This is a genomic window from Anaerotignum sp. (genome assembly GCF_040307045.1).
GTDB lineage: Bacteria > Bacillota > Clostridia > Lachnospirales > Anaerotignaceae > Chakrabartyella.
Window position 1 is genome coordinate 135,184 of the sequence record NZ_JAWRKF010000002.1, and the last position, 23,302, is coordinate 158,485.

Annotated in this window: 22 protein-coding genes, 1 pseudogene and 1 other annotated feature; of the genes and pseudogenes, 9 read left to right on the plus strand and 14 right to left on the minus strand. The window is 41.6% G+C overall.

The window, feature by feature from the left end:
* Positions 1–393 precede the first annotated feature (393 nt).
* Together ABVZ64_RS00645 and ABVZ64_RS00650 are read left to right on the plus strand one after the other, a co-directional pair.
* The gene (locus ABVZ64_RS00645; RefSeq protein WP_352399129.1) at positions 394–951 is read left to right on the plus strand and encodes an N-acetylmuramoyl-L-alanine amidase family protein; all 558 of its coding nucleotides are present in this window, start codon (positions 394–396) and stop codon (positions 949–951) included.
* A 178-nt stretch (positions 952–1,129) separates the two neighbouring features.
* A complete protein-coding gene (locus tag ABVZ64_RS00650) occupies positions 1,130–2,155 on the plus strand; it encodes a hypothetical protein (protein WP_352399130.1) in 1,026 nt (341 codons plus the stop codon).
* 70 nt (positions 2,156–2,225) lie between these two features.
* Here the strand turns inward: ABVZ64_RS00650 and ABVZ64_RS00655 are convergent, their stop codons facing one another.
* The 4 genes from ABVZ64_RS00655 to ilvD all read right to left on the minus strand — a co-directional run bounded on the left by ABVZ64_RS00655 (position 2,226) and on the right by ilvD (position 7,008).
* The gene (locus tag ABVZ64_RS00655) at positions 2,226–3,488 is read right to left on the minus strand and encodes a TRAP transporter large permease (protein WP_352399131.1); all 1,263 of its coding nucleotides are present in this window, start codon (positions 3,486–3,488) and stop codon (positions 2,226–2,228) included.
* A complete protein-coding gene (locus tag ABVZ64_RS00660) occupies positions 3,485–3,979 on the minus strand; it encodes a TRAP transporter small permease (protein ID WP_352399132.1) in 495 nt (164 codons plus the stop codon). The genes ABVZ64_RS00655 and ABVZ64_RS00660 overlap by 4 nt, the downstream gene beginning before the upstream one ends.
* Positions 3,980–4,008: 29 nt before the next feature.
* Positions 4,009–5,034 (minus strand): TRAP transporter substrate-binding protein, encoded by a 1,026-nt coding sequence (locus ABVZ64_RS00665; RefSeq protein ID WP_352399133.1) that lies wholly within the window; start codon positions 5,032–5,034, stop codon positions 4,009–4,011.
* A 312-nt stretch (positions 5,035–5,346) separates the two neighbouring features.
* Entirely contained in the window at positions 5,347–7,008 is a 1,662-nt protein-coding gene (ilvD, locus tag ABVZ64_RS00670; RefSeq protein WP_352399134.1) for a dihydroxy-acid dehydratase, read from the minus strand.
* A gap of 617 nt (positions 7,009–7,625) precedes the next feature.
* On the opposite strand from ilvD, the gene ABVZ64_RS00675 reads away from it, so the two are divergent.
* The 5 genes from ABVZ64_RS00675 to leuB all read left to right on the plus strand — a co-directional run bounded on the left by ABVZ64_RS00675 (position 7,626) and on the right by leuB (position 13,673).
* Positions 7,626–8,333 carry a FadR/GntR family transcriptional regulator gene (locus ABVZ64_RS00675; protein WP_352399135.1) on the plus strand — a complete coding sequence of 236 codons (708 nt, stop codon included), beginning with the start codon at positions 7,626–7,628 and terminating at the stop codon, positions 8,331–8,333.
* A 116-nt stretch (positions 8,334–8,449) separates the two neighbouring features.
* Positions 8,450–8,697: a binding site (T-box leader), on the plus strand.
* 168 nt (positions 8,698–8,865) lie between these two features.
* Entirely contained in the window at positions 8,866–10,530 is a 1,665-nt protein-coding gene (leuA, locus tag ABVZ64_RS00680) for a 2-isopropylmalate synthase (protein WP_352399136.1), read from the plus strand.
* 298 nt (positions 10,531–10,828) lie between these two features.
* Positions 10,829–12,103 (plus strand): 3-isopropylmalate dehydratase large subunit, encoded by a 1,275-nt coding sequence (gene leuC, locus ABVZ64_RS00685; RefSeq protein WP_352399137.1) that lies wholly within the window; start codon positions 10,829–10,831, stop codon positions 12,101–12,103.
* Complete coding sequence (leuD, locus tag ABVZ64_RS00690; RefSeq protein WP_352399138.1) at positions 12,100–12,594, plus strand: 3-isopropylmalate dehydratase small subunit; 495 nt, start codon at positions 12,100–12,102, stop codon at positions 12,592–12,594. The genes leuC and leuD overlap by 4 nt, the downstream gene beginning before the upstream one ends.
* A 5-nt stretch (positions 12,595–12,599) precedes the next feature.
* Positions 12,600–13,673: a 3-isopropylmalate dehydrogenase gene (leuB, locus tag ABVZ64_RS00695; RefSeq protein ID WP_352399139.1), complete on the plus strand. Its 1,074-nt coding sequence runs from the start codon at positions 12,600–12,602 to the stop codon at positions 13,671–13,673.
* A 289-nt stretch (positions 13,674–13,962) separates the two neighbouring features.
* Here the strand turns inward: leuB and ABVZ64_RS00700 are convergent, their stop codons facing one another.
* From ABVZ64_RS00700 to ABVZ64_RS00715, 4 genes are all read right to left on the minus strand, one after another.
* The gene (locus tag ABVZ64_RS00700) at positions 13,963–14,784 is read right to left on the minus strand and encodes a hypothetical protein (protein ID WP_352399140.1); all 822 of its coding nucleotides are present in this window, start codon (positions 14,782–14,784) and stop codon (positions 13,963–13,965) included.
* Positions 14,785–14,999: 215 nt separating this feature from the next.
* Positions 15,000–15,956, minus strand: a complete 957-nt coding sequence (locus ABVZ64_RS00705) for a cation efflux transmembrane domain-containing protein (RefSeq protein ID WP_352399141.1) — start codon at positions 15,954–15,956, stop codon at positions 15,000–15,002.
* A 315-nt stretch (positions 15,957–16,271) separates the two neighbouring features.
* The gene (locus ABVZ64_RS00710; RefSeq protein WP_352399142.1) at positions 16,272–17,867 is read right to left on the minus strand and encodes a potassium/proton antiporter; all 1,596 of its coding nucleotides are present in this window, start codon (positions 17,865–17,867) and stop codon (positions 16,272–16,274) included.
* A gap of 522 nt (positions 17,868–18,389) precedes the next feature.
* Complete coding sequence (locus ABVZ64_RS00715) at positions 18,390–18,767, minus strand: hypothetical protein (RefSeq protein WP_352399143.1); 378 nt, start codon at positions 18,765–18,767, stop codon at positions 18,390–18,392.
* A 317-nt stretch (positions 18,768–19,084) separates the two neighbouring features.
* Between ABVZ64_RS00715 and ABVZ64_RS00720 the strand changes: the two genes are divergently transcribed.
* Positions 19,085–19,363, plus strand: a complete 279-nt coding sequence (locus ABVZ64_RS00720) for an alpha-helical endospore appendage domain-containing protein (protein ID WP_502892573.1) — start codon at positions 19,085–19,087, stop codon at positions 19,361–19,363.
* Positions 19,364–19,371: 8 nt separating this feature from the next.
* Here ABVZ64_RS00720 and ABVZ64_RS00725 read toward each other — a convergent pair whose 3' ends face one another.
* From ABVZ64_RS00725 to ABVZ64_RS00750, 6 genes and pseudogenes are all read right to left on the minus strand, one after another.
* Positions 19,372–19,758, minus strand: a complete 387-nt coding sequence (locus ABVZ64_RS00725; RefSeq protein WP_352399145.1) for a hypothetical protein — start codon at positions 19,756–19,758, stop codon at positions 19,372–19,374.
* Positions 19,759–19,763: 5 nt separating this feature from the next.
* Positions 19,764–19,943, minus strand: coding sequence for a hypothetical protein (locus tag ABVZ64_RS00730; protein ID WP_352399146.1), 180 nt, complete (start codon positions 19,941–19,943; stop codon positions 19,764–19,766).
* A gap of 234 nt (positions 19,944–20,177) precedes the next feature.
* The gene (locus tag ABVZ64_RS00735) at positions 20,178–20,942 is read right to left on the minus strand and encodes a replicative helicase loader/inhibitor (RefSeq protein ID WP_352399147.1); all 765 of its coding nucleotides are present in this window, start codon (positions 20,940–20,942) and stop codon (positions 20,178–20,180) included.
* Positions 20,943–21,420: 478 nt separating this feature from the next.
* A pseudogene (locus ABVZ64_RS00740) lies at positions 21,421–21,669 on the minus strand (DUF6291 domain-containing protein); the annotation flags it as partial.
* A 197-nt stretch (positions 21,670–21,866) separates the two neighbouring features.
* Complete coding sequence (locus ABVZ64_RS00745) at positions 21,867–22,241, minus strand: hypothetical protein (RefSeq protein ID WP_352399148.1); 375 nt, start codon at positions 22,239–22,241, stop codon at positions 21,867–21,869.
* 50 nt (positions 22,242–22,291) lie between these two features.
* On the minus strand, positions 22,292–22,498 hold the full coding sequence (locus ABVZ64_RS00750; protein WP_352399149.1) for a hypothetical protein: 207 nt from the start codon (positions 22,496–22,498) through the stop codon (positions 22,292–22,294).
* Between the two features lie 185 nt (positions 22,499–22,683).
* Here ABVZ64_RS00750 and ABVZ64_RS00755 point away from each other — a divergent pair, with 185 nt between their 5' ends.
* A complete protein-coding gene (locus ABVZ64_RS00755) occupies positions 22,684–23,049 on the plus strand; it encodes a helix-turn-helix domain-containing protein (protein WP_352399150.1) in 366 nt (121 codons plus the stop codon).
* Positions 23,050–23,302 lie beyond the last annotated feature (253 nt).

The window sequence follows — 23,302 nt, forward strand, 5'->3', positions numbered from 1 at the left end:
TTTTTTCATTCCTTTTACAATGTTTCCTCATGGTTTATTCCTATGAAAATCTGTAGTCAATTTCCTCCATTGTTGTATCAAATGATTGAAAAAGAGTTACTTTTTATACAAAATAACTCCTATGGTATGTTGCATAAAATGTCGAAAAACCACAAAAAAAATATCTATATTTATAATATTCTTTTTTTGCCTAAAAAGCAATAAATTATCCCATCTCCATGATAAAGATGCGCAAAGTTAGCAAAATATACGAATCCATTCAAAGTGGCCCAACTTCTATTCATGTTGTCATGTATATTCTTCGGAAAACCTGTACTATTTTTGCATTTTATTCACTATCATTTACCTTCCTTATATTATGTAATATACAAACAATAATAAGGTGGTGCTTTTATGGCAATTAGAATTTATATAGATCAAGGTCATAGCCGAGGCGTAAATGCCGGTGCCGAGGGCTTTGGACTTGTGGAGCAGGATGTTGTTTTTCAGGTAGGCCTTTATTTGGCAACTCTTTTGAATAATACCCCTGGCTATGAGGCCAGACTTTCTCGCCCAGATATCGATACCGTTTTAGGGTTTAACAACAGCACAAGCCTTGCAGCCAGAGTGGCCGATGCAAACAATTGGGGTGCCGACTACTTCATGAGTATTCATACCAATGCCTCCGTCGATCCTAACTATAACGGCACAGAAGTTTATATTTATAATGAGCTTTCCCAGTCCTACCCCTTAGCCTTGTCCATACTCAATCAGATTGTTGCAGAGGTTGGCACGAGGGACAATGGCGTGCGGGTAAACCCTAGACTTTATGTGCTTAGAAGGACAACTATGCCCTCCCTACTAATCGAATTGGCCTATATCACAAACCCTCAGGATGCAGAAAAGCTACGGAACAACCAGTTTGAATTTGCTCAGGCAATTTACGATGGCATTCGAATTGAGTTAGGTTAATTTTACCCCTCCAAAAAATAACCTCTTTCATCATAGCAATAATCACTTTTAGGTGGTTATTGCTTTTGTTTTTCCCAAGCCTTGAAGATTACACCTTTCCTCAATGGCATAGCCCATTGGGCATATATCACCCTAGAGCTTGAATATAATAAGGTAAACCAATAAAGTGAGAATGCAAATGAAACCATTATCTTTCAAAACCAATAAAATTTCCATACTGCCAAAAAGAAAATTTCTGTTTTTCCTTCTTTTATGCATCATCTTTGGTGTAGCTTACTCTTTTATCGCCTATCAAAGGCAGGAAACTGCCATTATGGTTATGGGTGGCTCATTACAGGCGCAGTGCATAGAATGTGAAGATCCTATGGAGTTTTATCAAAGGGATTTAGAAACCTTCTACCGCCCATCCAACCTACCCATTTTAAACAATAAAATCCCCTCTGCCAATTTTTTCGACCCCTACTTTGGGAAAAAACCTGAAGATATTACTTTACCTAACACTCTGGCAGATACACCAGAAAATACGATTTTAAACTACTTCAGCATTTTGCGTGAAGCCGCCAACCCTGTTAAAGGCAAAGGGGCAGGCTGTGGCACAATTGGCAATGCAACGATTCCATACCCCATTTCCTATGAATTTTTATCCTCCCAGTACCAAAAAAATATGCCCTATGAAAAGTATTTGAAAACCTATGAAAATATACTACATATTAATCTAATCAAATATCATCAGGTGCCCGGGAAAACAGAAAACACCTATCGCTATTTTGTGGAACTGGAAACCATTGAGGGCACCGACAAAGAAACAGGGGCATTTACTTATTATTATGGCTTTGTAGACCTGGAAAAAGTGGGCAATCAGTATAAAATAACGGACCTTCATTACTTCGGTGAAAACTTTCTTTGTGCCCCTTATCATGGCTGGCAGTGGGATGCACAAGGCAACGTAGAAGTTCGCTATGGTGAGTGGTGCAAACTCATAAAAGGCGAACTGAAAAAAACCCAAAATGATTATATCATCCGCATTTATTTCCAAGGTAGTGATGGATACGAATACTGCATTGTTTTTTTCCAGCTCACCAACGGCACAGACCTGGAGGTTGCCCAATACCGCAAGACCCTAGGGGGTAACTGGATCCCAATCTATATGAACCTAGAGGATTGCCTTGAAAATAGCATTCGCGCCTTTTATATCAAAACATAAATAAGCGCAAAAAGGACCCGACCATGGCAAAACCAGTATCGGATCCTTTTTTTATCTTTTGTTTTAGACTTTAAAAAATAACACCTGGCAAGAACACAGGAACATAAACAATCAAGAAGAAAATGGTAATCAAACCAATCAAAAACGGTATTACTGCCTTTGAAATCTTCTCAATTGGCATACCCGTTATGCTGGATGCAACAAATAAGTTGATTGCAACAGGTGGTGTAATCATACCAATGGCAATGCCCACGGTAAAGAGAATGCCAAAGTGAATTAAATTCACTTCCAAGGCCTTCATCAAAGGTAAAAATACGGGGGTCAAAATGATAACTGCAGAAGATGTTTCCATAAACACCCCGGCAATCAAAATAATCACAGAAACCAAGAACAAAATCACAAACTTGTCGCTAGAAACAGATAACACGGCTGTTGCAATGGTTTCGGGGATTTTCCAGTTTGCCAAAACCCAACCAAAAACACCACTGCAAGCAATGATAATCATGATGATTGCTGATGTTTTTACACTGCCTACCATAATGTTATAAAGAGATTTCAACGTCAAATCCCTATAAACAAAGGCAGATACAATCAGTGCATATACAACGGCAACAACCGCTGCCTCAGACGGTGTGAAATATCCAGAGAAGATACCGCCTAAAATAATCAAAGGCATCAATAAGCCCCAAATTGATCTCTTTAATGTTTCCCATACATTTTTGAAAGAAAAAGGTGTTCCCTTTGGATAGTCAAACTTATATGCCTGCCACAGGGAAATGATGATAAGACAAAGACCCATCAAACACCCAGGCAAAAAGCCGTTTTGAAACAGCTTTGTTACGCTCTGCTCTGCAACTACGGCATACAAAACCATAGGTACCGAAGGAGGAATAACAACGCCGATTGTTCCTGCTGAGGCGATCAAAGCCGCCGATGACTCAGGACGGTAACCCCTTTCCTCCAATTCGGGAATCAAGGTTGCACCAACAGCCGCTGTGGTTGCCGCACCAGAGCCAGAAATAGCGGCAAAGAACATACCAGCAACAACGGAAACGATGGAAAGCCCACCTCGGATGCTACCCACCAAGGATTCTGCAAAAGCAACCAGACGCTTGCTAATTGCCCCACTTGCCAGCAAATCGCCGGCAAAGATGAAAAAGGGAATGGCAATCAGTGAAAACGAATCTGAGGCGGCAAACATTCTTTGCACAACGACCAATCGGTCAACACCGCCAACAAAAAGCACAGACACCGCTGCTAGGCCGATGGAGAATGCAACTGGCACTCCGATGATTAAGCATAAAAAAAACACACCAAATAATACAAAGGTCATTGCGCATCAGCCTCCTTCCCAAATATCTCGCCCAAAATGGCATCTAGCGCATGGAATTCCATAATGCCGCAACCAAGGGGCACAGCAAGGTACATATATTTCATTGGGATATGTAATGCTGCCGATTTTTGTGTGCCCATCAAACCCATATAGCGAATGCCATGATAGATTGCAAGGGCAAAAAATACACCGCAAAGAATATACACCAATATTTTTGCAATTTTCTTCAGGTTTTCCGGCAACAAATTTTGTACAAACAAAACGGCAATATTACTGCCAGATTTGTAAACACAACCTGCCCCCAACAAAGATGACCAAATCAAAAGATATCTTGCCAATTCTTCGCTCCACGACAGAGCAGTGAAGAATACTCGACAAATAATTTGTACAAACGTAATTACTACCATTGCGCCCAGAAGGGCTACACAAATCGCCAAACACACTTTGTTCATGGTATCACTTACTTTTCTAAAAAATGTTACGACTGACATAAGTAGCCCTCCCCTAGCTCAAGCAAAAATTATTCGCTTAATGCGTCTTCAATCTGCGCGATCAAATCTGCATACTGAGTACCAAATTTATCATAGGTAGGCTGAACAGCAGCTTTAAACGATTCCACATCTGGGTTCTCAACTACTTCTACGCCATTTGCTTTGATGTCTTCCAACTGGCTTGCTTCGTTATCAGCAACCCACTGGCGTTCATATTCAGCAGCACCCTGGGCAGCCTCTTTGAAAGCAACCTGCACATCCTCAGGCAATGCATTGAATTTCTGCAGGCTCATGGTGATGATAGCAGAAGCATATGCATGACGAGTCATGGTTAAGTGCTTCTGGGATTCCCACAGCTTGAAGGAATGGATAACGTTTACAGGGTTTTCCTGACCATCAATGGTTTGCTGCTGCAAAGCGGTTAAAGCTTCAGACCAAGCCATAGGCACGGCATTTACACCCAAAGATTCAAAAGTGGAGATATAAACTTCGTTTTCCATAACACGAACTTTTAAGCCCTTTACATCTGCTGCGGATGTAACTGCTTTTTTATTGTTTGTTAAGTTTCTGAAGCCTCTTTCAGCATAGGCCAAACCTTTTAAGTTTGCACTTTCAAATTTGTCCAACAAAGACTGGCCAATTTCGCCGTCCAATACCTTATATGCCGATGCATTGTCAGGGAACAAGAAAGGCATATCCAACACGCCCATTTCAGGCACGAAGTTTACGAAAGGTCCGCTGGTGATGATACCCATATCCAGAGTGCCCATCTGCATACTTTCCAACATGGTTCTTTCATCGCCCAAAGAGCCATTGGGATAAATTTCGATGACATAAGCACCGTCTGTTTTTTCCTCTACCAATTCTTTGAACTTTTCAGCTGCAATCTGGAAGCTGTCCTGCTCATTTACTGTGGTACCCAATTTAATTACTGTAGGTTCTGCTGATGCTGCATCATTATTTGCAGCAGGTTGATTGCTTTCACCGCCACCACAAGCGCTCAAAGCTACAACAAGTGCGGTTGTCATGGCAACCGTAGACAAGAATCGTTTCATACTACTACCCCTTCCTAGATATGTAATGTTTATGTTTTCAACCTTTCCCGTTTCACCCCATAGAAAGAACCTAAAATTCTTTTAAGAAGCAAAATATGAGGCTTTCACCGAAAGGCTTGTAGCCCTAAAGCTTTTTTACAAGAAACCCACCAAGGGAGGATGAAAGGTTTTACCAGCTGAAACCAAAAGTTTCCTCTCTCACCCTTACACCCCAAGGAAAAAAATCCACTTCCCCACCCTAAAGTGGGGAGAATTTCTATTGTTTTTTCTAAAGCCAATTCATCAACGCCTCTGATGAATACTCTTTTGTCATTATTTGAATACAGCACCGGTATTTGCACTGGTTACCAAATCTCTGTATCTTCTCAAATAGCCCTCGGGAACTTCTTTTACCACTGGTTTAAAGTCGGCTTTTCTTCTTTCCAATTCGCCATCGTCTACCTTCAATTCCAATTTGTTATTGGGAATATCGATGCTGATGATGTCGCCATCCTGAATCAAACCAATCACGCCGCCCGCAGCCGCCTCGGGGGAAATATGACCAATGGATGCACCTTTAGATGCACCGGAGAATCTACCATCTGTAATCAAAGCAACGCTGTTATCCAATCCTTTTCCTGCCAAAGACGCAGTGGGTGCCAGCATTTCTCTCATACCAGGGCCACCTTTCGGGCCTTCGTAACGAATAACCACAACATCTCCTGCAACAACCTCATCGGATAAGATTGCTTCGATAGATTCTTCCTCACTGTTATAAACCTTTGCTGGGCCTTCATGCACCAACATTTCAGGCAGAACTGCGCCTTTTTTGACAACGGCTCCGTCGGGGCCAATATTTCCCCACAGAATTGCCAAACCACCATCGGGTGAGTATGCAGTTTCCTTAGAGCGAATCACGTTGGGATTCAAAACTTTGGCATTGGCAATGTTTTCGCCAACGGTTTTGCCAGTGCAGGTAATCAAATCCGTATCAAACAGGCCATATTCAGCCAATTCTTTCAAAACTGCACTGATGCCCCCTGCATCGTTTAGGTCAACCAAGCAGTCCACACCGGCAGGGCTTAGCTTAACCAAATGAGGTGTTTCTTTGCTGATTTTATTGATTTCTTCAAAATCCACCTGAATTCCTGCTGCATGGGCGATAGCAGGCAAATGCAAAATTGTGTTGGTGGAACAGCCCAAAGCCATATCTGCGTGTAATGCGTTACGCAGGGATTTTTCGGTCACGATGTCTCTAGGGCAGATATTTTTTTCTAAAATTTCCATAATCTTCATGCCAGCTTCTTTTGCTAGACGGATACGAGCCGCACTAATGGCAGGGATTGTACCGTTTCCAGGCAAGCCTAAACCGATGACCTCAGTCATGCAGTTCATGGAGTTTGCTGTAAACATACCTGCGCAAGAGCCACACCCAGGACAAGCATTGTCCTCCACATCTTTCAGATGTTCCTCTGTAACACCCTCTTTACCAACGGCACCAACCACTTCAAATGCATTGGAAAGAGTGATTTTTGAGCCATCCATGGTTCTACCGGGCATCATAGGGCCACCACTTACGAAAATGCTGGGGATATTCAGTCTTAATGCTGCCATAATCATACCTGGTACGATTTTATCGCAGTTTGGGATGAACACCAAAGCGTCAAAAGGATGAGCCATAGCCATAATTTCAACGGAGTCGGCAATATGCTCTCTGCTGATGAGGGAGTATCTCATGCCTGTGTGTCCCATGGCAATTCCATCACAAACGCCAATTGCAGGGAACACAAAGGGTGTACCCCCTGCCATACGAATGCCTGCCTGAACAGCTTCGGCAATCTTATCCAAATGGGAATGACCGGGAATGATATCATTCTTAGCACAAACCACACCAATCATCGGTCTTCTAATTTCCTCATCAGTCAAGCCCAAAGCCTTAAATAATGATCTGTGGGGAATTTTGGTTGATCCTGTTTTCATTGCGTCACTTCTCATTTTGCAATCCTCCTCTATGTATAAAATTTTTACAATTCCACTTTATTTCATACAGTCTGCGCCCCATAAGCGGTCAGACATCTTTTATTCGTTATCAAAAATTATATGCTTTTTTCCTGGCTTGTCAATAAAAAATTTGCCTTTTATTCACTTTTGTGCAAACAGTCATAGACACATGGTAAAAACCGGTGCTATAATTGGTCATACAACTTATGATGTAGAATATGTCTTACGGGTTCCGATTATGATTTTTTTCAAACAAATTTTAAGAATAAATGTGATAGGGGCTTTTTCTAAAAATCTCTTTTTGTTTTAGCAGAAAAAGGTAAATTGAAATAGAACCAGACTCTTGGTATAATCTTCCTATCTGCATCACTTTTCCCAAGGGTGATGTCAGCAAGTGGGTAGGGGTTGGGCATAGCCTTATGGAAAATCCCCCCTGATCCATGGCACAAAAGAGAATGCCCATGTCTGGATTCATGCTTCAGATTGTCCTGCTGTCTTTTGCCAGAACACTCAAAAGTCCTTTTTGTCCCTAGGGGTTTTTTACATAGACAAATGATAGATTCTATTTCGTATATCTTTTTCTGCATTTCAATCAAAAAGGAGGAGCAATTATGAAAAACGAGTTTATTCCCGCCTCTCAGGTTGTAGCAAATGAACTGAGCGACATGATTTTTTTACAAAAGCTATATCAGCCCAACGAAAAGCTACCCAACGAGCATGAGCTTTCTGCCCAATTGGGGGTTAGCCGTGCAACCTTGCGAGAGGCAATTAAGCTTTTGGCAGCAAAGGGCGTTTTAACCATCAAACGTGGCAGTGGAACCTTTGTGACTGCACCCGAGGATCAAGCCTCCGATATGTTTGGGCTCACTTATTTAAAAGATAAAGTAAAGCTCATTAACAGTTGGTTTGAATTTCGCCTAATTTTGGAGCCCCCTTGTATCCGCCTTGCCATTGAAAACGGCACCCCAGAGGAGCTTCAGGCAATCATTGATTCGGCAAACCGCATGACCAACTGTGGGGCGGTGGAAAAAGAAGCAATCATCAAAGAGGATCAAATTTTTCATATTGCCATTGCCACTGCTACCCATAACGACATTATCCAGTTGATTATGCCCTCCCTTGCCACCGCAGTTAGAGATTCTATCATCACTGCAACCCAAATTGGCACAGACATAAAATCCATCGATAATGCCATGACCTATCATGCAAAGATTGCCGAGTTTATAGAAATGAGAGACGCCGATGGTGCTGCTTTGGCCATGCGCTATCACCTCTCCAAGGGCATCAAAGATTTAAACAACCCAGAGAAGAAGTTCTAATCCCCACAAAAAAACAAAACTGTATTTCCTTGTTAAAAGCAGAATTATATTTTTTTAGAAAAAAGTATTGACATCCATACACTTTTCTGTTAGAGTACTCCTTAAATTGTATTAAAATAAATGCAAAGAAAAGGAATAGTAAACTATTTTATACTTACAGAGAGCTGCCGGGTGGTGCGAGGCAGTGGTAGGAAATAAGTTGAACTCGCCTTGGAGCAGGACACTGAAAAGACTTTTTTTGTCGGTAGGTGTTCCCGGAATTTCCGCCGTTACACGGAAAAGGATATGCTAGTATCCTGACAAGTGCGTCTTTTTCTAGACGAATAAGAGTGGTACCGTGGAAGCTAAACCTTTCACCTCTTTGCAAAATTCTGCAAATTGGTGAAAGGTTTTTTTGTTTTCTGATAAACAATTTAGGTACCACCACTTATTTACACCGCTTTCTATGGGGCGAAAAGCGAGGCAAATTTCATTTTCTTGTTGCAGGCAACGGGAAAAATTATGGAGAAGAAGAGATTTAGGAGGAAGAAAAATGAAAAATTTTCAAAAGTATAAAGCTTATGAAACAGTGGAAATGCCAGATAGAACTTGGCCTAGTAACCGTCTGACCAAAGCACCCCACTGGTGCAGTGTTGACCTGCGTGATGGCAATCAGGCCTTGGAAACTCCCATGGGCTTGGAACAAAAGCTGGAATTTTTTGATTTTCTTGTAAAAATGGGTTTTAAGGAAATCGAGATTGGGTTTCCTGCCGCATCGGACACAGAATATGAATTTACAAGAGCTTTGATTGAAAACAACCTAATCCCCGATGATGTGACCATTCAAGTATTGACCCAATCCCGTGGGCACATCATTCAAAAAACCTTTGAAGCGTTAAAGGGTGCTAAAAATGCTATTGTGCATTTGTATAATTCCACATCCACATTGCAAAGAGATGTGGTTTTTAGAAATTCCCAAAAAGAAACCATTGATTTGGCAATTTATGGTGCAAAACTGATTGACCAAATTGCCCAAGACTATCCGGAAACAAATTTCCGTTTCGAATATTCCCCAGAAAGCTTTACGGGGACAGAAATGGATTTTGCCGCTGAAATCTGTAATGCTGTTATTCACGTTTGGCAGCCCACAGCGGCTAAAAAAGTGATTATCAACCTGCCTGCAACGGTAGAAATGGCGACCCCCAACCTGTATGCAGACCAGATTGAGTATATGTGTGGCCATTTGAACAACAGGGAAAACATCATCGTTAGCCTTCATGCCCATAATGACCGTGGCACCGCCGTTGCAGCAACGGAGCTGGGTATGCTTGCTGGGGCTGACCGTGTGGAAGGTACCTTATTTGGTAATGGGGAGCGCACAGGCAATGCCGACATTATGACCGTTGCCATGAACCTGTTTACCCAGGGCATCGACCCTATGCTAGACTTCACAAAGATTGATGAGGTTGTTGAAATTTATGAAACAGCGACAAAAATGAGCGTTCACCCTCGCCATCCTTACGCCGGCCAATTGGTATACACCGCTTTCTCCGGCAGCCATCAGGATGCCATCCGCAAGGGTATGGAAGGCATGAAAAAGCACCCCGACCACTGGGAGGTGCCCTATCTGCCCATCGATCCTATGGATGTGGGCAGAAATTACGACCCCATCATCCGTATCAACAGCCAGTCGGGCAAAGGCGGCGTAACCTTTATCTTGGAGCAATATTACTCCCTGCATATGCCTAAGTCCTTCCAAAAGGATGTGGGTGCAGTCATTACCCGAGTCTCCGACGAGATGCAGTGTGAATTAAGCCCAGAAAAGATATACGAGATTTTCAATCAGGAGTTTGTTGATATCCGCACACCTTTGAAGCTGATTCAATACCGCACAGAAACGGTGGATCCGGAAAGAGATGTACTCACCATTGAGGCAGAAATTGAGTTTAAAGGGGAGAAGCATTTCATTCATGGCGAGGGTAACGGTGTGGTTTCTGCATTCTGCCACGCTGTGGATGATTTCATACAAATGCCCATTGATATTATCGACTATCGTGGACATTCCATGGAGCTTGGCACAAACTCAAAGGCTATCTCCTATATCGAAACGAAGGATGCCACAGGTAAGCGTTACTATGGCGCAGGCACCTCCTCCAGTGTTGGCAAGTCGTCCCTGCGGGCAGTGGTAAGTACCATAAACAAAATGCTGATGATTTAACCTAACCCTTGCGGCTTTGCCTTAAGGCCTTGGGGCTTTGCCCCAATCTATGCATACAAGTCTTGGAAAAGGCTTGACCTAAACTTTATTTTTGGAGATGGGGATGAAAAATGGAATTCTTCTATAAGCAATCCCTCCCAACCCCTTGAAGTTTTCTCCCCACGGGACAGGGTATAGACAACGTCTGTACCACAATCATAGGTCTAGGGAGGAACTCCCTTGCTGGGTGTTAGGGACAGCGTCCCTAAGGTCTTAGGTCTTACTATCAAAATATTTATTGAAAGGATGATTTTATTATATGGGAATGACAATGACACAAAAAATACTGGCAAAACACGCTGGCTTAGACTCCGTGGTGGCAGGCCAACTGATCCAAGCAAAATTAGACATCGTCATGGGAAATGACATCACCACCGCAGTTGCCCTAAAAGAATTTGCAAAAACAGGAGCAAACGAGGTTTTTGATCAGGAGAAAGTGGTTATCGTTTTGGACCACTTCACACCCAATAAGGATATTAAAGCGGCAGAACAGTGTAAGAGCTGTCGTACCTTTGCCTATGATATGAACATCAAAAACTTCTTCGATGTTGGTAAAGCTGGCATCGAACACGCACTTTTACCCGAACAGGGCATTGTCGTGCCTGGTCAGGTTATCATCGGCGCCGATAGTCACACCTGCACCTATGGTGCATTGGGCGCCTTCTCCACTGGCATCGGCTCAACGGATATGGCAATCGGAATGGCAACAGGAGAATGTTGGTTTAAAGTCCCTTCTGCCATCAAGTTTAACATCATTGGCAAAAAATCGCCCCATGTGAGTGGCAAAGATGTCATTTTACATATCATCGGGATGATTGGCGTGGATGGCGCATTATACCGCTCCATGGAGTTTGTGGGGGAAGGCATCAAAGAACTGACCATGGATGATCGTTTCACCATCGCTAATATGGCCATCGAAGCAGGGGCAAAGAATGGTATCTTCCCCATTGACGAGGCTTGCATCGCCTATGCAAAGGAGCATTCAACAAAGCCTTTTGATATTTATGAAGGGGATGAGGATGCGGAATATGATGAGGAAATCACCATAGATCTTTCCACCCTTCAGCCAACCATTTCCTTCCCTCACCTGCCCGATAACACACGCACCATTGGTGAAGTTGGCGATGTGAAAATTGACCAGGTTGTAATCGGCTCTTGCACCAACGGCAGAATCGACGATATGCAAATCGCCGCCGATATTCTCCGAGGCAATAAGGTTTCTGACCGTGTGCGTACCATTATCATCCCTGCCACCCAAGAAATTTATCTGGAATGCATCCGCCGTGGCTATGTGACAGATTTTATCCAGGCTGGCGCCATCTTCTCCATGCCCACTTGTGGCCCTTGCTTAGGGGGACACATGGGAATTCTGGCATCGGGAGAGCGTTGCGTTTCCACCACAAACAGAAACTTCGTTGGTCGTATGGGTCATGTGGAAAGCGAGGTTTATTTGGCTAGCCCTGCTGTTGCGGCGGCATCGGCCATTGCAGGTAAAATTGCTGACCCAAGAAAGATTGGAGGTAGTGCACAATGAATGCAAAAGGAACTGTTTTAAAATATGGCGACAACGTGGATACTGACGTAATTATCCCGGCTAGATACCTAAACGTATCCAATGGTGACGAATTGGCAAAGTATTGCATGATTGATATTGACCCAGATTTCACCACCAAAGTAAAAGAAGGAGATATTATGGTTGCATTAAAGAACTTCGGCTGTGGCTCCTCCAGAGAACACGCCCCCCTTGCCATCAAGTGTGCAGGCATCACCTGTGTCATTGCCAGCACCTTCGCCCGCATCTTCTATCGCAATGCCATCAATATCGGGTTGCCCATTTTGGAATGCGACGAAGCGGCAAATGACATCGACAGCGGCAACGAGGTAAGCATTGACTTTGACAGTGGCATCATCACCAACCACACCAAACATCGCACCTATCAGGCACAGCCCTTCCCTCCTTTTATAAAGGAAATTATGGCGGCAGGCGGCTTGGTTGAGCAGACAAAAGAGAAAATAAAGGGGTAATGATTATGGGAAAATATAAAATTGCGGTCATTCCCGGGGACGGTATCGGCCCCGAGGTTACACAGGAAGCTGTAAATGTATTAAAAGCCATTGGCGAAAAATTTCAGCATACCTTTACATTTGAATATGCATTGGCAGGTGGCTGTGCCATTGATGCCTGCGGTGAGTGCTTGCCCGAGGAAACCCTTGAAATTTGCAAGCATTCCAACAGCGTTATGTTGGGTGCCGTTGGTGGCCCCAAGTGGGACAATGTGCCCAATGCCCAGCGTCCCGAAAAAGCCCTTTTGGGTCTGCGGGCAGAATTGGGATTATTTTCAAACCTGCGCCCTGCAAAAATTTATGATGCCTTAGCAGAGGCCTGCCCTTTAAAGGCAGAAATTGTGAAAGGCGGGTTGGATATTTTGATTGTACGGGAACTGACAGGGGGTATTTACTTTGGCGAGCGTGGTTACCGTCAAGGCAAATATGGGGAAGAAGCTTACGACGTGGAAACTTATAGCGAAGTGGAAATCAAACGTATTCTCAAAAATGCCTTGGAAATTGCCATGCAAAGAGATAAAAAAGTCTGTTGTGTTGACAAGGCAAATGTTTTGGAAACCTCCCGCCTTTGGAGAAAGGTTGCCCAAGAGGTGAAAAACGACTACCCTGAGGTTGAACTTACCTATATGTATGTGGATAATGCGGCAATGCAGTTGGTGCGTAACCCCAAGCAGTTTGACGTTATGGTTACCTCCAATATGTTTGGAGATATTTTATCCGACGAGGCTAGCATGATCACAGGCTCCATCGGTCTGCTGCCCTCTGCCAGCTTGGGTGAAGGGACTTTTGGTATGTATGAGCCCATCCATGGCTCCGCCCCCGACATCGCCAGGGAAAACAAAGCAAACCCCATCGCGGCTATCTTATCCGTAGCCATGATGTTAAAATATTCTTTCCATTTGACAAAAGAAGCTGATGCAATAGAGGCTGCCGTAAAAACTGTTTTAGAAAAAGGGCTGCGCACCCCCGATATTTTCTCTCAAGGTACAACCCTTCTGGGAACAAAGGAAATGGGTGAGGCAATTCAAAATTGTATTTAATTATGTAGAAACAGCTTATAAAACTTTTATTCCCTTTTTATCTTCATCATAAAAAATCCCCTATTAAAAGGGTTTTTTCCATGTCAAAGACTGGTGCTAAGCTTTTAGCATCCTAAAAAAAAAACAGCTAGGGTATCATCTCCATAAAAAGATAGTACCCTAGCTATTTTTAAACCCCTTTTCTCCCAAAAAGGTATTACGAGATGCCATGTTCTATGGCAAATTTTTTTAATAGAGTTGCCGGAATCAAACCAGCAAGGATTTATATTCTATTTACCCCTTTGGTGAATCAATAATCACCATTAGAAATCTGTCTAGGCCAAGAAAGCAGTAAATGCTTAGAAATTTTCAAACCCTTTTCCTTAGGAAAATATAAATCACAGAAAAAATTATGATAGTTGGCTGTCCAAACATACTTATCCCATACAAAGATGTTCTCTTGATGTTTTAATAACATTTCCTCAAGTTTTTCTTTGTGTTTTTCCAACAACTTAATTTGAACGATATCAAACTCGTATTCGTTATTGCACACTTTATAATATTTAAAAATGGTGTTTAAGTAGCTGATAAACCATTTACCATCGGTGTCAATTAAAATAATATGATCATCTGGCATCCTATTGTAGTTTTGGATATACTTTTGCAACTGCCCCACGGTTTTATCATCCAGCACAATTCTTGGGTAGCAAGCGATTTGGCTTTCTTGAAAATGGGCATCCAACAATGCGGGTCCAAACACAATGTCATCGTTGATATAGAATTTGCCAATACTAATCCCCCCACGGACAAATAAACCCTCCAACGCCAAATTAAATTGATACTCGGCAACATTGCCCAAAACCTCATTTAACTCTGCCTCTCCATCCTGATTGATTGGGTATGCAACAACCATATTATCGGTAAATATTTTTATTTTCCCTTGACTAAATTTATTAGGAACAATACATTTTTTGTTTTTTTCTATCAGATGATTGATTTCATTTAGCAGCTTGTTACCCAAATCGTTCTGGCAAGAATCCAGTATCATCTGAGAAAACCCTAATATATCTATTGCACATACAATAGAATTGATCAATTTAGGAGAATTTTCATCATATCGTATTTTATCCATAGCTATATTTCCTTTCCTATCAGATTTTTATTCCCATTGGTTATAAAACAATTCATCTGTATTACAACTATAACACGTCATAGTGGTATCCACAACCAAAGAACCCATTTGATTGAACCAAGATTGGCTAATCCTAGAAAAGAGACAACCACATAATTTCGTAGTTGCCTCCTCTCAAATCACGCCCAGCCGTCATGTACTTTTGCCAAATACCTTTATGGATTGGCCAAAAGTTCGTGTTCCTTGCGCTCTTGCTCTCTGGTTGTGACAATCAGCTCACAGTAGCAATTTTCAAACTGTTGTCCTAAGGCCTGATTCACCTGAAATGTCACTTCCTCCAACTTTATGATGGGCAAACTTTCTTCAAAAATCTCAAAATACACGGCAATCCAAAGCCTCCGCCCCGTTCTGGTAATGTCATAAAACACAGGGACAAAACCATTGGGCAGTAAAACTTCATTGGAAATTTCCTTTATTTCATTGACTGTGCTCTCCTCAGGGGAAAATAAAAACACATCCTGCATGGCCCCCCAAAGCATTTTTATATTCTCAGGAAGCATAAAAACCACAATGCCAATGGCAACCAAAGAATCAAAATAAGGCACAATGAAGGAAACGGGGGTTTTATCTAAAAAAGTGGAAACAAAAAATGCCCCCGACATCCCAATGCTATACGCCGTATCCAGCTTCCAGCCCAAAAGCTCCCCATCTACCGTGGGGGATGAAACAGAGCGGTTTAGGTGGCGCATCACCATGTAAATACCGATGCTAATAAACCCTAATATTAATTGGAACAAAGAGATTTGAGCCCCATTTACATGGTTGCCACCTGTCAATGCCGATTGAATCACATTCATAGAAAGCCCCAGAGTTACGGAAAGCATCATAAACCCTTTGATAATCAAAAACATGGACTCAATTTGAAAAAAGCCGAAAGGCCGCTTTTCAGATATGGGCTTGTGAAACAAGGGGGTGAGAAACAAGATCAAAATAATAAAAATCAATTCCGATGCATCATAGGCTGCATCCATCAAAACCGATTGGGAGTGGGTGTAAATTGCAAATACAAACTCCGCAATTGCAAATAACAACCCAGCGATAAATGAGATCAATAAAATTTTCTTTTCTTTCTTTTCCGAAGTCATGTTAACCTTTCTTTCTTTTTTTATCATACTTTTCGCTACACCAAAATGCAGACTACTTTGGGCGTATGCCCCCTTGTTTTTTTGCTGCGGCTCATGTTTTGTTCCAAAAAAACCTCAAAGTTTAACAGAAAAAATCCTTTCTCATTCGAAATGATCCGAATCTTCTTTGGAAAAAACCAAAAACAAGATATTGTCTCCTCCCTTATTTTAAAGATGGTTTCCTGTCAAAAAAAATCCATCTTCCCTTTCTTCATTCCCAAAAAACGTTTCACTATCATCAAGGGCATCATAGATGTAACCCATGATGCCCAGGCTTATCTCAAGCTTACCTTGTTTTAACCATTATATTACTTCTGTAAAAACAAGAATATCATTTTCTTGCAACACCGTACCTCCATTTGGAATGACAACGCTCTCACCCCGTTTAATCAAAACGATGCGCTCATCCCCCAAAGTGACATCGGCAATTTTTTTATCGTACCAACGGGTTTCTTTCTTCACCTTGGTTTCGTATAAGGATAGGCCATTGATTTTTTTGGGAGATTTCCCACTTAAAATCAGTATATCCTCCCCAAGGATTTCTGTTTCACCATTGGGAATAATATTTTCCGCTCCTCGCACAATCAAAAGCAAAAAAGAATCCGGGGGCAACAAAATATCTTTTACCCTTTGGTGCACCCAGGGATAATCACCAGGGATTGATAATTGCAAAAACTGCACGGGCAGTTCATCCATATAGTCGTTAAAGGTGCTCATAACGTCAATATCATTATCCGTCATATCCAATTTTTTTGCAACATAAGGCAGTAAAGTTCCTTGAATCAAAATGGAGAACAGGACAATAAAGAACACAATATGAAAAATATCATGGTTCATGGTGATGGGGTGAATGACTGCCATAATGGCAAATACAATGGATGCCGCCCCCCTCATTCCTGCCCAAGAAACCAGTAGTTTCTGTCCTTTCGTGCTATGAAATGGCGTTAAAATAGCAAACACCACCAAAGGACGGGCAACAAAAGTTAAAAAGAGGGAGATTGCCAAGGCCAACAGGGCAACTTGAGGTAAGTGGGATGGAAAAGATAGTAACCCCAGCAAGAAAAACAGCAAAATCTGCATCAACCCTGTGATACCATCAAAAAAGTGAACCAATTCAGCTTTATCCTGAATTTTGCTATTGCCCAGGATAATCCCTGTGATATAGGCGCTCAAATATCCATTCCCATCCATTAGACTTGGGCCTGCATAGGAAATAAGGGCAATCGCCAGCACAAAAATAGAATAAAAACCCGAAGATGTCAATCTGATTTTTTTGAAAAAATGCACCGTCACAACGGCAAGAACAATGCCAAACACTGCCCCATATACGATTTGAGAAAAGATTAAATAAGCAAATTCAGAAAAAGAACTGCCCCCACCCATAAGAGAAAGCACAATGATGGTAAGCATATAAGCAAAGGGGTCATTGCTACCACTTTCAATTTCCAACAAGGATGCGGTGTTATCCCGTAGGTTTAACCGCTTGGAACGTAAGATGGAGAAGACCGAGGCAGCATCGGTGGAGCTTACCACTGCCCCAATCAGTAGCCCCTCTAAAAAAGAAATTCCCAAAACTAGATTGCAAAAAATGCCAACAAGTCCTGCTGTCATGATGGTGCCCAAGGAAGACAGAAGCATTGCTTTGTTGGCAACAGGCTTTGCTTCCTCCCACTTTGTGCCAAATCCACCATAAAACATGATAAAAATCAATGCAATGGAGCAAACCTGCTCCGCAAACACATAATCATCAAAATAGATTTGTATAGGTCCGTCAGAACCAAAAAACATCCCTAGTAAAATAAATGCGAAAAGCACCGGCATACCGATTTTGTTTGATACTTTGTTGCTAACGACACAAATGATAATGACAACTGCTGTTACAAGTAAATTTACAACCATTATTTCCTCCTTTCAAACCCAATGGGATGGGGAAAGACCATTGGTGTTTTTGCTACGCCATAATACCTATAACCAACAGCATTTTAAATTGCCTACCCATTCCCCAGGCTCTCTATGATATGCTGCACCAAATAGATTGGTGGGTATCCACCGTCAAAACGGGGCTACCTATGTTGGTTAATTTCCAATGATTCCGTAAGGCAGTAACCCATCTAACCCTTGAAAATACTGGCTTCCCAATTCAACTTATAGGTTTAGTATAACAAAAATAGGTTTTTATGTAAATTTAAGTTTTCGCTAAGATTTTATTATGGTTGTTTTTTTCCCCTTTCATTCAGCTTATGCTAACCTCATCCGATTAACTCCCCCATTTTTATTCCCTTTTTATTTGCTACTATTTATGGGTCACAATCAGTTACCCTTAGGCATAAAAATAGGCTAATATGAAGTAACATCAAAATTATATTCTTTGATTCTGTTTTTCATGAAATAAAAAAACACCACCCCACCGATGATGTTATTTTATGCACCAACCTCTGTACGAAGCCTATTCAACCTTGCTCTCAATTTTTCTTCATTTTTCTGAGTTTTATAAACAATTTTCGCTATGCCCACAAGAAAGGTTAGGCTTGTTGCCAAAAAAGGATTCACAAATTGGAAATAGCGGAAAATATAAAAACCCAAAAATGAAACCCCACCAAGAACAAGGAATTGCAAAGCAAAAAGCTGACCAATCAATTTCTTTTCGGAAAAAACATTGAAATACGCTTTCCAATCACTCTCGGTATATTTACCTACTTTTTGCTTTAAAATGACACCAACTAAAAATACTCCAGCACTGATTAGCCCCGATAGAAAAACAAGCCCCATAACCAAGGCAAGTAAACCGATAAGCCGCAAACTACCACCTCTTTTCTCTATATTGTCATTATATCAAAGCAAAAAAAAGTTGCAATAAATTGCAATATATTTTAGATAGATTAGAAAAATTTTATCTACTTTCTTTCCCCTTGTCTATACAGATTTCGCTATCTTTTTGCTACCCATTTTAAAATTAAAAACACTTTCAAAAGACTCACATATGATTTAGTACCTTATACCCGTCCATAAGGTTTCCACTAAAATAGGTTTGCCTCAAATGAAACTTTTCCCACAAAGACCGGACTTTATGGTTCTAAGAAAAAGCCTTTTTCACAAGGCGAAGCTGGATTGTGTCTATGAAATGCCAATCTCAACCACTTCCAGGAGCTGTTTTGCTCCTTTTAGGAAAAGCCGAAAATCATGGGCAGATGAAAACAAGAAAACAGGCCATTACATATCTCATGGAATCTATCCCTTTGGATCAAGCCTCCTTAGCTCATATTTTGAATGCAGAGGGCGAAAAACCGCAAAAGGCTTTTAAACTTCATTCTTTTTTCGCCCATTGCATACAGAACCCAAAAACTGTGTGCAATGGGCTTTTTCATCCCAATGGTAGGAGGCATGATATGGTTTAATTTTTTCCTTATCTCCTTTGATCCAATATGTAAAAAAATCTTCTTCGAAGGGCATAAAAGCCTGATCTACTAGTGGGGATATCCAAATATTCATAGGGTATTCCATCGGTTACACTTTCCAAAATATATCCGTATAAGTCACCGTCGGTTTCCATTGCCGCCTGCTCGATCAGCCTCAGCTCATCGCTCAATCGGGCTTTTTTTATGGCGATATTAGCGGTTCTGTCAGAAATGACGCCTCCTCTTTTCATGCCCAGTGGGGCAGATGAGAGCTCTGTAATGGAGGAAAGCTTTTCTTTTTTTTCCCTATATTGTCTGCAAAAATATTTCAACTCACGATAACGGTTATCGGAAATATCATAATTCAAGAGTTTCAAATCCTTCTCTTTTGCCAACGGCGTCACCTCTTAACTCTGTTTATCCTCTGTCGCTTGTATAACTCAACCTCATCGTTATTGACAGTGCGTGCCTCTCTTAGTTTGTCCAGTTTTTCCCGCTCCTCCTTATAACGAAAGCAGCTGGCATGACAAAGTGGGTATCGCTCTTGGCAGTGGTAGCAGCAAGTAATTTTATAACACATTCAAACCCCTCCCTATTGCAAAAATACGCCCCAACTCTGCTGCATATACCTTGGAAACTAGCCAAAAGCAACGACCGTCAATTTGCATGAAAAACAGCTTGAAATTTTTTCATTTTTCTCCTCATATTTGGTGGTAGCCACCCCTCATAGTTGGTTTCAAAAAATAGCCTTAACCCATAGAAAAACTTCTTGTGAATATTCTTTGAGGGAGCCAATGCAATGGTGTGATGCCCATCAGGCCAATGTATCACCACCCTCTGCTTTTTCTGGAAACTTGGTCACATCTTCACAAAACCGGACCAAATCTTTATCTTCCACCAACCGAGAAATCCCTTCTTTCACTTCCGGCGGTATCATTGCCACCTGCCTATCCTTGCTTTGTTTGCCTTCAAAAAGCTTAATAAAATGGGCTCTGTCGGCAATGGCATTTTCGCTCTTACACAAATCCAGCCAACCAAGGCGTCGCACAACTTCTGCTGTGGCAGGATGCATACTGGAAAGGGCTTCTTCCCCGCGGGTGTAGCCAAATCGGCGTATGGCATCTTGCACCTGCCCCCACGCCATGATACTGTCTAATCCTTGGCCGTTTTTTGCCTCCACCAACACACCACGAACCTCAGCGATGGTGGGTGGAAATACGTTGGTGGCAATGAGTTGCTTTACCGCATAACTCACCATCCGCCCGTCCTCCTGGGCAAACATAGATGCCCAAAGGTTGATGGTGTTTTCTGCATCTTGCTTTGAAAGCTTGGAAAAATGACTGGGATATGCCGTTTTCAAAATACTTAAAATCCCGATGATACCTTCTCTGGTCAAAATAACCCCTCCTCCACGCCGATATGATAAAATACATTTCCTCCGTCGTTGCCTTGGGTGGTAAAGCCAAAGTCCCTGCTTTGATCTTTCTCCCATCGGCAATTGCCGCTTTCCAATCCTGCATTTTGTTGACACCAACCATCCAGCCCTTGCTCTCGTAAAAGTCAACAAAACGTTGGGCATCCACTTGGTTTTTTCGCTCTAGGCAATACTGACGCACCGATGCAACACTAGGTGGGCAAAAGGTGGGTGGGGGATCTTTTTCTTTTTTTTCTTTTTCTCTCCCCCCATTTACATTCCCATTGGCATTTTCATTTTCATTTACATTTTCATTTACATTAGGTTTTTGTTTTGTCCCATTTTCATAAACCATTGGTTTTTCTGTTTTCCCATTTTCATAAACCATTGGTTTTTCTGTTTTCCCATTTTCACAAACCATTGGTTTTTCTGTTTTCCCATTTTCATAAACCATTGGTTTTTCTGTTTTCTCATTTTCACAAACCATTGGTTTTTCTGTTTTCTCATTTTCTTGAACCGCTGGTTCTTCATTAAACTCAATTTCAATAACTTTGCCCTTTTCTAAAGGGATGGTTGTTTTTTTCCTCTTTCGCCCCTTTTCATCTTCATCCAAAAAATCCTTTGGGCGTCCCCCAACACTGCCGTTCCTAGCCCTTTGCATATTGGCAGAAATCTGGGGCTTTGCCATTGCCAAAACAATCCCCGCCAAACCATCAACCTGCTGTTCCTGGCTATTTAACGCAAACTCCATAATAGCTTCGTATGCCTTCACCTTGTCCTCTGCCGATGGCAAAAGGGCTATGCCTTCAAAAAATGATCGATAAAAAATAAAACTATCCCTCTCCATTCTTGTTCTCCTCTCCCCATTATTTTTATGGATATTACAGCCCATTCCCCAGTTTTATAACTACTCTCACGCCTCTCCTGTTCATGGAACGGGAGCTTTATCGTTAACTATAAAGGACAACCTTTCATCAATGGAAAATCTTTTTGAGGCAAACCCCATTTCAATAAGACCCCTTTCCTCCCATTGATAGCAATGTTTCTTAAACCCCACAGCTATAGCGTTTCCTTGCCAGCCACCAAGCCCTATATATATCTTCTATCCATGCATTCATCGCAACCAATCCATTCATTTCCCAGGAAATATCGTGCCTCATAGCCCAGGCTTCCACAGTTTGGACAAAGTTCTGTTTCATCCTGGCAATCGCCACAACCATCACAATCCTTTTCTACAAATCTGCATTGATAAGACACCCTTACACCTCCTTTCCCCATGGAAAGCACATGGATTTCCCCCTTTAATCCAAGGAAAGACAACCCCTTCTGTTTCTCCTTACTGTCACCTAAAACAAACTTAAAATGAATCCTGTTGTATAAAATTTTTATCAAAAATCCTTTCAGTGATACAATTGTTCCATTTTGTTGCGTCAATTCCACACTTTTTCTTTGCACTTTTGTCATCCCCTCCTAACGAATGGGACAATAAATGTTTAGTCGCATTTATGCGACAATCATGCAAAAAAAATTTTCACTGCATCCGTCCCTTCCATTTCCAAAATCCTTACCATTGCTTGGACCTCTTTAATGGTGAAACAATCTTCACTGCCTTCTAGTTTTTTAAATAAAATATCCTGTTCCAATTTTAACTTTTCGGCAATTTGTTCCGTGGTAAAACCTCTTTCCCAAATCATATTCATAAGTAAATTCTTATTAATCATAGACTCCCCTCCTTAAGTCGCATATTATGCGACACCTTAATACTAACGAAATTTTGTCGAAAAGTCAACCATTTTTGTAAAATTTTTCAAATTATCGCATTTTGCGCAACATTTTTTCTCATATCTATTGCATATATGCGATTTTGTGCTATACTAATTTTATAGTCGAAAGGAGGTCGGACAAAATGGATGTTGGACAAAGAATGAAAGAATGTAGAATGAAAAAAGGTCTCACCGTGGATGAGCTAGCAGAAAAGTTGAAAAAAAATCGTGCCACGGTGTACCGTTACGAAAATGGTGATATTGAAAATCTACCCATCACTATACTAGAACCCATTGCAAAGGCTTTAGACACAACCCCTGCTTTTTTAATGGGCTGGGCAGAAAACAGGGAAAACGCATCACAAGCTACGAGGAACAGTGAGATTATGGAAACCAAAAAAGCTTATTATCTCACAGAACATGAGCTGGCAGTTTTAACTGCTTACCGTAATCAACCCCCAATGCAACCTGCCGTTGATCGTATTTTAGGAGTTTCTCAAAAGTCTTAAACGCGTTGAAAGGGGAAAGTAGCCGCCAGAGGGTTCAAAGTAACCATAGCAAAAGACAGTTTGAATTCTACAGCTGATGACATAAAAAGCAACTGGATCGATCTACCTAGAAATTATTTCTAGTATTGAAAATTATGGAAACCCCATAAATTTTTTTTGTCAAATCATTGAATAACCCAATTTTTTTTTGATTTCAACCATTTTATTTTGATACAATACCCATAAAAAAGAGGGGTGTCATTTAAGTTTGGTT